Source organism: Bacteroidia bacterium (assembly GCA_023228875.1).
Lineage (GTDB): Bacteria > Bacteroidota > Bacteroidia > NS11-12g > UBA955 > JALOAG01.
The window spans coordinates 520579-534710 of record JALOAG010000001.1 but is presented as its reverse complement, the minus strand read 5'-3'; the positions used below and the strand labels follow the sequence as shown (position 1 = coordinate 534710).

Genomic DNA, 14132 nt, shown 5'->3' with positions numbered 1-14132 from the left:
ATCAACGATTTGCAAGAACAGACATAATAAAAGCATAGTTAAACTTTTTTTTACGATTATGTTTCTTTCGACCTTTCTTACTCTTCATAAAATCAAGAACTGCAATTTAATTTCGTTATACATTTGCCAACCCAATGAAAACTCCTCAATTTCATATACTAATTATCGTATTGACATTATCTATAGCACTTGTGTTGCAATGGTCTTTTGAACCTAACTCACTGCAATTTGCACAACAAGATTCGCTTAGTGTCATACAACCTACACACAAACCCAGGATTTTACTTTTTGCTACAATCGGATTCTTGAGTGCGTTGGCATTATACTTAGTTGTACTAAAAAGAAAAAATAAAAAACAAAGATGACTACTATAATCGAGAAAGAAATAGACAAGCGTAAGACATTTGCCATCATAAGTCACCCGGATGCCGGAAAAACAACACTGACTGAAAAACTACTTTTATTTGGTGGTGCCATTCAAACTGCCGGTGCTGTTAAGTCAAATAAAATTAAAAAAACTGCCACATCCGATTTTATGGAGATTGAAAAGCAAAGAGGGATTAGTGTTGCAACCTCGGTTATGACTTTCAATTACAAGAACAAACTCATTAATATTTTGGACACACCCGGTCACAAGGATTTTGCTGAGGATACATTTAGAACACTTACTGCGGTAGATAGTGTCATTCTTGTTATTGACTGCGTTAAAGGGGTTGAAGAACAAACGGAGAAACTTATGGAAGTATGTCGTATGAGAGACACTCCTGTAATTGTTTTTATCAACAAGTTAGACCGCGAAGGTCGAGACCCTTATGAACTATTAGATGAATTAGAACAAAAACTTTCAATTAAAGTTCGTCCGCTTAGCTGGCCTATTGGAATAGGAGCAACCTTTAAAGGTGTATATAAATTATATGACGGCAGTTTTAGATTTACTGAAACAGCAAAAACAAAAATCGGCAAAGAAGTGGCTGTACTCAACGACCTTTATTCTTCAGAACTAGACAATTTGATTGGAGCTAAGGAAGCTGAAAAACTAAGAGAAGACAATGAACTCATTGAAGGCATCTATGGTGAATTTGATATCGCAGCATATTTATCCGGTAAACTTGCTCCGGTGTTTTTTGGTTCAGCATTGAACAGTTTTGGTATCCAAGAAATGCTTGATAAATTTATTGAAATTGCACCCAGACCTAAACCACGCGAAACCTCTTTAAGACTAGTAAGCCCTAATGAGCCTAAATTAAGCGGTTTTGTTTTTAAAATTCATGCAAACATAGATCCCAGACACAGAGACAGAATTGCATTCCTCCGTATTGTTTCAGGCAAGTTTGACAGGAACACTTTCTATTATCATGTAAGATTAGACAAGGAAATGAAATTTTCTAATCCCGTAACTTTTATGGCGGAAAGTAAGAGTTTGGTTGAAAGTGCATTCCCGGGAGATGTTGTTGGCTTATATGATACCGGGAATTTTAAGATTGGAGACACTATCACTGAAGGCGAGAAAATGATTTACAAAGGAATACCGAGTTTTTCGCCTGAGATTTTCAAAGAACTAATTAACCTTGATCCTATGAAATCCAAACAACTCGAAAAAGGTATTGAACAACTCACGGATGAAGGTGTTGCACAGTTGTTTAGACAAGAACCAGGTAACAGAAAATTTATAGGCACAGTGGGCGAATTACAATTTGAAGTCATTTTATACAGATTAGAACATGAATACGGTGCAAAGTGTCGTTTTGAAGCACGTTCTTTCTACAAAGCTTGTTGGATTACAGGAGATAAAAGTAAAATAAACGAGTTTATTAAGTTTAAAGCAAAAAATATTGTTTCAGACAAAGATCACAACTTAGTTTTCTTGGCTGATACCGCTTGGGTATTAAATACTGCTATTGAAACCAATCCCGACATTCAGTTTCATTTTACTTCTGAATTTAAGGATGGCTGACTTCACTAGCTTCTTTGCTAGACTGATGTATTAAATTAAATATTTCGATTACATATACCAATCTGTATATTTTTGCAATACATTATGAAGAGAACAATGTCATTAATCATTGTGATGATGATGGCTATTCAAATTCCTTTGAATGCCCAAATAAAGAATTATAATGTATTTTTCAAAAACAGCACTTTTACTCCAATAGAAAACAGAGGAATTGTTCCTCAACTTGAATTACAATCTGCCACAAATAGCAATACCGTATATGGGTTTCTCCAATTTTATGAAATACCCAATAAAGCACAAAGACATAGATTAACAACATTGGGTATTGTATTAGGAGATTACATCAAAAACAATGCATATTCTATAACAGTTCCTTTGGATAACTATGCTCAGATAAGAAATCTAGAATTTGTTAGAAGCTTCTTTATCCAAACACCTGATTTAAAATTAAGAAACGGCATTAATCAATTTACTTCGGAACGTGCGAATTTCTTCGTCTCATTCTACAAGAATTCTAATATTAAACAGTGTACAGAACATCTCAAACATGAGATTGCAGGCGCCATCATTACAGAAGTGAGTTTTGGTATTTATACAATCAATATAAAGAGAGAGCAAGTCTTCAGCCTTGCACAATTACCTTATGTGATATGGATAGAAGAAAAAAACATGGAAGCTAAACCACTTGACATTCCTTCGCTCTCTTTACACAGAACAAATATCCTAAAGTCACAATTAACAGGTCAAAGAGGCTTAAGTGGAAACGGAGTCGCGATCGGCATTTTTGATGGTTTGGTTTTTAATCATATTGATTTTGCCTACAGATTACACATAGTAAAAGGCAGTACCATTTTAGATCATGCAACAGAAGTGGCAGGCTTATTTGCAGGAACCGGGAATCGCAATCCTTATGCAATGGGAAATGCAAACAAAGCAGACATATATTCATGGGAAATTCAAGCATCTGTTATTGGAGATATAGACTCAGGTGCTAGCACATTCAATATGGTTGTTGCCAATCATTCATATTTCATTGGAAATGACATGACATGTACAAATAGAGGTGATTATGACATTGTCAGTTATTATTTTGACACACTCGCGGTAATGCACCCTTCTTTATTGCAAACTTTTGCTTCAGGCAATCACAGAGCAAATAATTGCATTGCAGGCGGGTATAGAACAGTTTTTGAAGGTTTACAATCTTCCAAGAATGGACTTACAGTCGGGTCGGTCGATGCGATTGATGGCAACAGCACAAATCATTCTTATGGACCAACACTTGATGGAAGAATTAAACCTGACGTGGTTGACAGAGGTGTAAGCATATACAGTTCTGCTACATCAAATAATTACGCAAGTGCTTCGGGCACATCATTCAGTTCGCCAAATGCGGCTGGTGCAGCTACTCTTTTATATGAACATTATAGAAATCTTAATTCTAACAAGGACCCTGACTCACACACAATCAAAGCGATCTTATTAAATACAGCGAAGGATCTTGGGAATACAGGTCCCGACTTTATATATGGATTTGGCAGGATTGATGCATATAAAGCTGCCAAGGTGATAGAGAACAACCAATACCTTATTGACAGTGTTGCACACCAAGATTCTTGTGTTGACACATTGGTAACAATTTCCGCACTATCGAAAACAAAAGAAATAAAGTTTCTTTTAGCTTGGGCAGAAGAACCTACACCTTTGGCTACAAACTTCGCCTTAATCAATGATTTAGACATATTCATTATTGACCCCAACTTAGACACCATAAGACCTTTAGTACCGGATTATACAAATCCTGCTGTCTCTGCAACCCAAAAGATTGACACTTTAAATAATAATGAGCAGGTAGTTGTCTCAAATGTTGTAGCCGGTGATTACAAAGTGGTTGTTTTAGGCACTACTATTCCTTCCGGCAAAATACCATTTTCCCTTACTTGGATAGAAACAGAACCATACTTAGAACTTACCTATCCTTTCGGAGGTGAAAAATGGTTACCACCCAAAGATGCAGCTTCTGCTCAGATAATAGCTTGGGATGGTTTTGATTTATCAGGAACAATTTCTTTAGAGTTTTCAGATGACAGCGGAAGCACCTGGAGCACTCTCGTAAGTGGGCTTCCCAATACTACCAGATATTATACATGGAATAGTGCATCTCCTACACTTACCACACGACAAGCATTAATAAGGGTGAGCACTACAGGGGGCATGAGTTCAACCAACAACAATGTTTTCACAATTAAACCCAACCCGTTAAATACAGGAGTTTCGGGCATCACTTGTTCCGGACAAGTTTATCTTCATTGGAATCCAACTGTTGCAACTGACACATTTAAAATATTTCAATTAATTGGAGAGGAAATGACCGAAATTGCAAAAACTACAGATACTTCGTATTTAGTAACCGGCTTAACCAATGGGCAAACATATTGGTTTGCAATTGCTATTATAGACAAAGATAGCATTGAAAGTATCAGAAGTTGGGCACAATCTTTTACACCATCAGCAACCCCGATACCTGCTTCAGTCAATACTCAGCCAACCGACCAAACAGGATGTAGATTCTCATCTATTTCTTTTACTCCAACCTTCAACGGTACTCCTACTATTAATTATCAATGGCAAATAAGTTCGGATGGAGGTGTTACTTGGAATAATATTCCCGGTGCAACATCAGCAAATCTTACCATCTACAACATTGATTCAAGTCTGGTGACTAATACTTATCGCAATTCATTTTATAATGCCTGCGGAAATTTAGGATACACCAATACTGTTTCCATTACTGTGGATTCAATTCCGCAAAAACCAACTATTGCCGTGAATCCATTAACAGTATGTAAAGATACAGTGGAATTTAGCTATCCTCATGGTACTGTAAGTTTGAACTACGAATGGATTTTTGAAGAAGCCGAAACAGACACTATGATTGGACTTGATCTCGACAATCCAACTGCACAATGGGTTTATCCTACCTTACCCGGCACGAAAACAATCTATCTTACAGTAACCTTCCCTAACAATGGTTGTAAAAATGCAGACACTACGACTGTGAACATTGGTTGCATTGCCTTGCCTATTGAACTGCTTAACTTTAATGCTTTACCACGTGAGAATTATGTTTTGTTGCAATGGCAAACTGCAAGTGAAATGAACAACCATTTATTCACAGTTTTAAAAACAATAGACTTAATCCAATGGTTTGAAATTGGAAAAGTAAAAGGTGCCGGAAATTCCTATATCACTTTGGATTATGAGTTTAAAGACTACACGCCTCTTCAAGGAATTCAATATTACAGACTCAAGCAGACCGATTGGAATAACAATGATGTATTCTCACAAATTGCAACTGTAATTTTCCATTCACAAAACAAACAAATCAGCATCTACCCGAATCCGGTGGAGAGCCAGTTCCACATCAATTCTCCAAATACCATACAAAGGATTACAATCAAGGATTTCACAGGCAAAACTATTCAAGTGATTGAACAAAACCGGACGCAAGTATCAATGCAAGAGTTTGCAACAGGAATCTATTGTATTGAAGTAGAAGATGAAGCCGGAGTCCACAGATTCAAACTTTTGAAGCAATAGACTTTGTGCGAAAAAACATAGATTTGCACCACTAATTTTTCTAAACAGCACATGTCTAAAATACATTTGGTTTCAGGAGGTTGTGGGTTTGTTGGGCGCAACTTGGTAAAACGACTTTTAAAAACAACACAGGATTATATTTTCGTAGTTGACGACCTTTCAGCCGGAACACCAATGCCCGATTCTTGGCATGACCAGCCTTTGCAGAGAGAGGTACAAGATTTAAGAATCTATGGACCAAATGAAAGACTGATTTTTAGAAAAGGTGATTTTAGGGATTTCCTGTATGAAATTAGAAAAGACCCGGACTTCATTAACAGTCGCTATGGGTTTAGATTTCCCCGCTTTTCTGATGTATATCACTTTGCAGCTATTGTAGGCGGTAGAGCAAAAATAGATGGCGACCCAATGGCGGTTGCATTAGATTTGAGTATTGATGCAGAATTGTTTTATTGGATATGCAACTACAAACCAGAAAGAGTGCTATATCCAAGTTCATCAGCTGCATACCCGATAGACATGCAAACTGTCAACGATGCTGTGGCATTGAAAGAATCAGACATTAACTTCAATGGGAGACTTGGACAACCGGATATGACTTATGGTTGGAGTAAATTAACCGGTGAATACCTTGCACAAATTGCGGCAAAACATTACGGCATTTCTGTTGCTTGCATTCGTCCTTTTTCAGGGTATGGGGAAGATCAAGACCTCACCTATCCTGTACCTGCCATTGCAGCAAGAGCTGCTGCAAAAGAAAACCCATTTGAGATATGGGGCAGCGGTAAACAAGGAAGAGATTTTGTTCATATTGATGATTGTATTGATTGTATTCTGATGGCAATGGATAATATATCAGATGGAACTGCCATTAATATCGGCTCCGGAAAACTAACCTCGTTCCTTGAAATTATTGAAGTCTTTTGCAATATTGCAGGATACACACCCACAATCAAACCTTTATTAGACAAACCCGTTGGAGTACATTCCCGATATGCTGACATGAGCTATGTTGGAAACACATTTGGATGGGAACCCAAAATCTCAATTGAAGAAGGGATGAGAAGGGTGTATGAAAAAGCACTTGAACGATTGAACAAATAAAAACCCTTGTCAGACAAGAAACTCAAAATAGTATGCTTTGGTCCGGGACCGGCTTTCAAAGGTGGAATTTCCAATTACAACACCTCATTAGGATTAGCTCTTGAAAAAGAAGGGGCTGAAGTACATATTGTTTCTTGGACACAGCAATACCCGGCAATTATCCCGCGTGATTTTAAAGACCGAGCAAGCAAACATGATTTATTAGAGGGAACTCAAATAAAGGTATCCTATTTGACCAATTACAACAATCCATTGTCATGGAAAAAGACTGTAAATTTTATTAAGAAACTCAAACCTGATAAAGTGATTTTTCAATGGGCAATTGCCATTCAAGGTTTACCTCTGGGTTACATTACTAAAAAATTATTCAAATGGGGGAAAACTGAATTAATCATTGATTGCCACTTAGTTGTTCAAAAGGAAGGCTCTAAATTAGACAGATTCTTTTCTGAATTAGGCTTGAGCCATGCACACACATACATTGCCCACGCCTATAAGACCGCAAATGAATTAAAAGAATTGTTGCCTAAAAAACAGTTTGAAATCAACGAAACCGGGTCAAGAGCAACACCGCCAAAACGCAGTATAATCAAACTTTACCACCCTGTATATGACCTCTTTAAACCGGTTCCGAACTTTGATATTGCAAAAGCTAAGCAGGAAATGAACCTAAAAGAAAACGTTTTTCTTTTCTTTGGGTTTATCCGCAAATACAAAGGGCTTCACCAAGTCATCCAAGCATTTGACATAGTCAGAAAACAAAGAAATGACGTGTCATTATTGATAGTTGGTGAATCATTCTGGAACACACTACCCAAGAATTCATTGGGGTCCAAAATCAAGAAAACATTATTTGGTTTAGCTAAAAAGATATTTCTTAAAAAGACTGATGATGAACAAAACTACAATCCTCTTGCACTCGTAGATGCACTTGGAATGCAAGAGAGTGTTTTTATCTACAACCAATTTGTGCCTAATGAAGACGTACACAAATATTTTCAGGTCAGCAACAATATTGTCTTGTATTATTTAACCGCAACACCCTCAGGCGTAGAATCTTTATCATATAATTTTAACTTACCTGTCTTGGCGACCACTGTAGGACATTTCCCCGAAACAATAGAAGATGGCTTTAATGGTTATTTAGCGAAAGACAAAGACATTCAAGATATGGCATCGGTTATGTTAAAAGCACTTGCACACCCTATTCCTCCTCAAAACATAAGTAAATCAAGCGAAAAACTCAGTTGGGCTAACTACGCAAAAGCTATCTTAAACTCATAAACTCAGCTCAAACGCTTGGAATAACCCTATTCCTCATCTTGCTTCTTGAAAATTGACCCAATACCCTTACCAATTTTCTGTACAGCTTCAAGACCTTTATTAATAGGCTCTCCCGATATATCACTAAATCGTTCGATTGGCACACTATCATACTCTTGAGGATAAATCACGATTCGGTTATTCTTTTCAAAATATTTTTCAATTTTTGAAGGCAAATTATCTAATGCTCCTATATAGGATGTAGCACCTTTACGAGCGGAGATTAAAACAAATAAATCATCCTTGCGGACATCCTTTGATATGATGAGAAAATCATCCCAGTCAACAAAAGATTTGAATTGTAAGGAAGGCGATAGTTTGTGTTGGGTAAACACTTTTTTTATTGCTCTTTCTGTTGATTCACAACAATACACTAAAATCGACATGCTTAGTTCCTGCGCAAGCATGGCAAGTTTTTTCACCCACAACGCAAATCCCTTCTCAAATTCAGCCATACGCGGGACAGCAACCACAAGTCTTTTGTGTAAAGCCAATGGTTGTCCAAAATGGCAAATCATGACAGTTTTGTCAATATTCTTTAAAATACTTTCCAATTTCTCTCCCATGAGTTTATCGATGATATGCGTCTTGCTGTACCATCCCATAGTAACAATGTCCGCCATAAGTTCACGAGAAATTCTACTGATACCACTCGCTGAGTTATGATCTATGGTAGTGATGACATTTACTTTGGTTTCTGATGCTGATGCTTGCTTTACAAATGCTTCGAGTTTGTTTCTTGTCTTAATAATATTCACCTCTGCTTCATCATCATTGGACACTACAGAGAGGATTGAAATTGGGTTGGCTGATTTTTTATCTTTAATAAAAATCGAGAACTCCAATAATTTCTCTATTTTTTCTAAATCTGAAATTGGCAAAAGGATATGTTCATTGTGTACCCCATTCTGTTTTTGAATCTCGGAGTGGTCATTTTCTGACTCAATCACAATTTGTTTCGCTGCTTTTTCGGTTGCAAATGATGCAACGATGCAAGTAATTAAGATAAGAATAATGGTGCCATTCAAAATGTTTTCATTGATAATGCCTTGTTGAAATCCTACCAATATTACAGCCAACGTTGCAGCAGCATGTGCTCCGCTCAAACCAAAAATCAACTGCCTTTGTGCTTTTGAATATTTAAAGATTAGCTGTGTGAATAATGCCCCGAGCCATTTTCCCAATATTGCAACAACAGAAAGTGTAGCTGCAACAATCAAAGCAGTTGGTCCACTCATTATCACTTTGATATTCACAATCATACCCACACTGATTAAAAAGAATGGTATAAACAATGAATTCCCAATAAACTCAATTCTATTCATCAATGCAGATGAATTTGGAATAAGTGTATTCAATGCAAGACCGGCAACGAATGCACCTATTATTGGCTCTATACCGGCTGCTTCGGCTAAAAATGCAGCAAAAAACACAACCGATAGAACAAATATATAATGTGAATGTTTCTCACTTTCTAATTTTTTGAAAAACCATTTGGCAATTCGCGGTATTATCAAAAACATAATGAGAGAAAAGATTACGAGCGAAACTCCTAATCTTATCCAGAAATCACTCGTAAGACTTCCTTGACTATTTCCTAAAATGACGGCTAAAATAATCAGAACCGCTGTGTCTGTCAGAATTGTACCTCCAACTGTTACAGCCACTGCTTGATTTTTTGCAATACCAAATTTACTCACTATAGGATAGGCAACTAGCGTATGTGTAGCAAACATACTCGCTGTGAGAAGACTGGTGTTAAAATCATAGCCCAATAAATAATGACAAACAGGATAGCCAATGGAAAGAGGAATAGCAAAAGTGAAAAAACCAAACAGCAAGCTCTTATTGCGATTTGCCTTAAACTCATTCAAATCAAGTTCAAGACCCGCAATAAACATAATATACAACAATCCAATGGTAGAGAATAAATCTATGGCTGAGTTCTTTTCAAGCACATGTAATCCATGCGGACCTATGACTACACCGGCAATTATCAACCCGATTATGCCGGGAATATTGAGTTTCCTTAATAATACAGGCGACAGCAAGATAATTAATAATATTAGCGAAAACACGAGGATAGGACTCTCTAAGGGTAGATTGAATTGCTGTATGATATGTTTAAAATATTCCCTAAAATCCATTATTCATGCTATAATTTCAACTCCTGCTACTTGATAAAAACCCTTCTTATATATAGTTGAGTCGGCAAATATTGCGAAAAATTCCGACTATCTTTCTGTTTCGACAGAGAAATTCTCTTTTTATTGAAATATTAGAGACCTGCAAATTTCTTTTACTTTTGCATGATTCATGAACAAACAAACGCTTCGCACTTCAACTCTGCACCTTTATTTTATTTTGCTGGTTGGGCTGTTTGTGCTTTTATTTTTTACTGCATCAAGGGCAATATTAATTCAATTAATAGCAAACCAAGAATCAGCAATTTCGTCTGACACGCAAGCAAAGATTTTTGCAAATGGGCTTCCCTTTGACTTGTTTGTGATTTCATTTTACAGCGCTATTCCTATCCTATTATTTCTCTGCTCTTTGTGGGTCGCTAATTTGGTTGCTCAAAAAGCGTTGTTTAAATCAACAATACTCTATTACATAATCAGTCTGCCCATATTGATAATTCTAACCGTTGCAGACATTCCATACTTCCTGTTTTTTAAAAATAAGCTTACTGAGTCTTCATTTCAGTGGTTAAGCAATCCTGCCATTGTTTTTGATATGCTTGCAGGAAACACAACCCACTTACTTACACTGATTTTAGCTGTTTTATTTTGCATTGGACTCATTTATTCTTTCTATAAAATTGGAGTGCAATGGGTGAGAAATTCAACAAACCACCCCTATAATCTGCCACTTCTAATGCGATTCACATTGAGTATTGTGCTCATTGTGTTCACATTCTTAGGCATGCGTGGTCGTCTTGACCATCCCCTCAAAGAGGGCGATGCCTTTTTTTCTGACAATACTACGGTAAACCAACTTGCACTGAATCCAATTTTTACTCTAATCAAAAGCTATGAAGCAAAAGCCAATCTGATGGATGAAGAACAGGCCATTCAATTAACAAAACAATATCTCAACATTACAAATCCAATTGACTCACTTTCACCAATTGCGCGAGCGAGTGAAGGCGAATTGCAAATTTCTAAACCAAATGTAATCTTAGTAATCATGGAAAGTATGAGTGCTGCATACATGGAATTTGGAGGGAATACACAAGGGCTTACACCAAACTTAGACAGTTTGAGTAGAAAAGGAATCATGCACACGAATATGTATAGTGCAGGAATCCATACAAACAATGGAGTGTTTTCAACCCTCTATGGGTTTCCTGCTATCAAGCGAACACGCCCAATGGGTACGGTTCCGCTAAGAAAATACAGTGGAATTCCTTATACTCTTAAACAGTATGGTTATCAAACAATGTTTTTTACCACCCATGACAAGAGTTTTGACAATTTAGGTTCATTCCTGTCTTTCAACTCTTTTGACAAAGTATATAGCCAACCAGATTATGACAAAGAAAAAGTAGTGGGACCCTTTGGAGTAGCAGATGACTATCTTTTCACCTTTGCACATCAACAACTCTCCTCCACTACCCAACCTTTTTTTGCTACCATCCTCACCAGCTCAAATCATGATCCATATATCATTCCCAAAAACTTTAAAATCAAATATAATGACAAGAGCCTTGATGCTGTTCACTTTGCAGACTGGTCAATTGGGTTATTTTTAGAAGAATGCAGCAAAGAAACTTGGTACGACAATACGATTTTCCTTTTCATTGCCGATCACGGACTCAATGTTGGTGAACAAATCTCAGGTTTTGCCATCAATTATCAACACATTCCATTTATCATATATCAACCAAGCAAAACACAAGCGACTCAAGTACATAGTTTTATGCAACAAATTGATGTATTTCCATATTTAATGTCCATCCTAAAACTGCCTTATATCAATAATACATTGGGAGTATCACCTTTTGATGTCAAGCGCGATATGATCTATTTTTCATCCGATGACAAACTCACGGCACTAAATGATGAATGGCTGTATATATATTACTATTCCGGCAACGAATATTTATATCGCAAATCAGAACCTCACAGCAAAAATTTCATAAAGGAACACCCTGAAATCGCAACACAATTAAGGCAATACGCATTTTCTCAAACACAAACCGCAGACTGGTTATTCAGACAAAACAAAACGAAGTTGGAGTAAGAGGGAAGCTTATTGCACTATGAAATAAAAATATTTATTTCATAGTGCCCATCTTTATTATCTTTGAATGACCCATTTGAATATTTATCCTATGCATTCTCAACTCAAAATAAAGCTCAAAAATCAAAAGCATATTGAAGCAGAAATGATTGAGGCTGCATTTAATTATTGGTTTACAGGCAATCTGCATATCCGCTCCCCTTTCCCATTCTATATCAGAGAACAGCTAAAATTAGAATCAATAGAACGTCTCATTGATTGGTCAAACCAAATTTCAACACAAGTCAAAAAAAAGTTGAGTGATGAAATTATAGCTGAGAAGTTTGAAGAAATCATTTTCAAAACCGCACTCAAACTTGTTTTAACCGAAGATGAAAAAATCACTATTCATTATCCTTTTATGCCTCGCAAAGGCGACAAAATCAAAAAGAAGAATAATGCCGAGATTGAAGTCTACTGTATCGTAGAAGGCAGGACATATTATAAAAAGGGGGATGAATCCTTTTTAAAAATCAATCTGATTAATACCAACTCAGGAGAAAAGTGGGAAACTGAGTTTGAGCTACCCGAATAGAGTTTCATTGTTGCGTTCCATCAGGATGCAAATACTCAACCCAAACTACCTTATCATCTTTATACAGACCTTTGCTTGCAATATTTCCGTTTGAATACCATCTGACAAATTCACCATTAAGTTTATCATTCACATATTGCACTTCACTGATCTTATTCCCTATAGAATCCCAAATAATCCATCGTCCTACTCTTTTACCTTTTAAGAAATCTCCTTGCATTTGCTTTTTCCCGTTAGCATAATACCAAACCCATGTTCCTTCATCTTTACCATTTACATTTTTCCCGGACACTTTAATCTGACCATTGTCATAATCCCAGTTTCCGGAACGATATTCATATTGAATCCAGATATAGGCCAGCAAAAGCGCATAGACAATCAAACGAAAATATCGCAGTCTTTTTTTTAATTCAGATTGGTCTGACATCACAGAAACTATTTTTAATGTTGTGCGCCATCAACTATTTTAAACAGATGCAAAACTGATGGGAATAAGGCATTCATGGACTCTTTTGCGCCCTTTGTTGAGCCGGGCAGTGTCATAACGAGCGTATTGCCTATCATTCCGGAAATTCCACGTGACAACATAGAATAGGGCGTACGTTCTTGACCATAATTTCGTGCTGCTTCCATTACACCGGGTATTTCGCGCTCTAAGAGAGGGCGCACAGCTTCAGGAGTCACATCCCGCTTAGACAATCCCGTTCCTCCGGTAAGTATTATAAGTTGGCTTTGTTCACTTAATAATTTAACTCTCTGTTGAATTTGCTCAAATTCATCAGGAATCACAATATAATCAGCAACTTCTACTCCACACTCCTTAAGTTTATGAATGATGGCTTGCCCTGCTTTATCTTCTTTTTGTCCGGATGCAATACTATCGGAACACACAATGACAGACGCTTTCAATGTTGCATAAGACTTATCTTGGAAATCCGATTTCCCTCCTGATTTCTGCAGCAATTTGATTGATGTAATTTCAATGCCTCTATCAATTGGTTTTAGCATATCATACATAGTTAGTGCAACAACAGAGACTCCGTGCATTGCCTCAACTTCAACACCTGTTTTATAGATGGTGTGCACCTCCATTTCAATCTTTATTTCTAGTGCGGAAACCTCATACCGAACCGCTGTAAACTCAATAGGCAAAGGATGACAATCAGGGATTAAATCACTAGTGCGCTTTACCGCAAATAATCCGGCATCTCCTCCCATTCTGCTAAATACAGTTGTCAAATCTTTCGCTAACAACCCTCCCTTTATGACCCCTTTATAATTCACATTATGACATGTAACACAAGCAGGACCGTGATTTTCAAGCCGTATAAC

General features: G+C 37.0%; 9 protein-coding genes. 6 read left to right on the top strand and 3 right to left on the bottom strand.

The genetic code is table 11. From position 1 onward, the window contains the following. The first annotated feature begins 361 nt into the window (after positions 1–361). The 4 genes from M0R38_02505 to M0R38_02490 all read left to right on the top strand — a co-directional run bounded on the left by M0R38_02505 (position 362) and on the right by M0R38_02490 (position 7942). On the top strand, positions 362–1954 hold the full coding sequence (locus M0R38_02505) for a peptide chain release factor 3 (GenBank protein ID MCK9480615.1): 1593 nt from the start codon (positions 362–364) through the stop codon (positions 1952–1954). Between the two features lie 84 nt (positions 1955–2038). Further along, on the top strand, positions 2039–5554 hold the full coding sequence (locus M0R38_02500) for a S8 family peptidase (protein MCK9480614.1): 3516 nt from the start codon (positions 2039–2041) through the stop codon (positions 5552–5554). 51 nt (positions 5555–5605) lie between these two features. Continuing rightward, positions 5606–6658: an NAD-dependent epimerase/dehydratase family protein gene (locus M0R38_02495; protein ID MCK9480613.1), complete on the top strand. Its 1053-nt coding sequence runs from the start codon at positions 5606–5608 to the stop codon at positions 6656–6658. A 6-nt stretch (positions 6659–6664) separates the two neighbouring features. Next, the gene (locus M0R38_02490; GenBank protein MCK9480612.1) at positions 6665–7942 is read left to right on the top strand and encodes a glycosyltransferase; all 1278 of its coding nucleotides are present in this window, start codon (positions 6665–6667) and stop codon (positions 7940–7942) included. Positions 7943–7968: 26 nt separating this feature from the next. Here M0R38_02490 and M0R38_02485 read toward each other — a convergent pair whose 3' ends face one another. Continuing rightward, positions 7969–10128, bottom strand: coding sequence for a cation:proton antiporter (locus M0R38_02485; GenBank protein MCK9480611.1), 2160 nt, complete (start codon positions 10126–10128; stop codon positions 7969–7971). Positions 10129–10297: 169 nt separating this feature from the next. On the opposite strand from M0R38_02485, the gene M0R38_02480 reads away from it, so the two are divergent. Together M0R38_02480 and M0R38_02475 are read left to right on the top strand one after the other, a co-directional pair. Beyond that, entirely contained in the window at positions 10298–12226 is a 1929-nt protein-coding gene (locus M0R38_02480; protein ID MCK9480610.1) for an LTA synthase family protein, read from the top strand. 67 nt (positions 12227–12293) lie between these two features. After that, complete coding sequence (locus M0R38_02475; protein MCK9480609.1) at positions 12294–12800, top strand: hypothetical protein; 507 nt, start codon at positions 12294–12296, stop codon at positions 12798–12800. A gap of 4 nt (positions 12801–12804) precedes the next feature. On the opposite strand, the gene M0R38_02470 is transcribed toward M0R38_02475, so the two are convergent. Continuing rightward, entirely contained in the window at positions 12805–13227 is a 423-nt protein-coding gene (locus M0R38_02470; GenBank protein MCK9480608.1) for a hypothetical protein, read from the bottom strand. A gap of 14 nt (positions 13228–13241) precedes the next feature. After that, a complete protein-coding gene (gene moaCB / locus M0R38_02465) occupies positions 13242–14066 on the bottom strand; it encodes a bifunctional molybdenum cofactor biosynthesis protein MoaC/MoaB (GenBank protein ID MCK9480607.1) in 825 nt (274 codons plus the stop codon). Between the last annotated feature and the right edge of the window lie 66 nt (positions 14067–14132).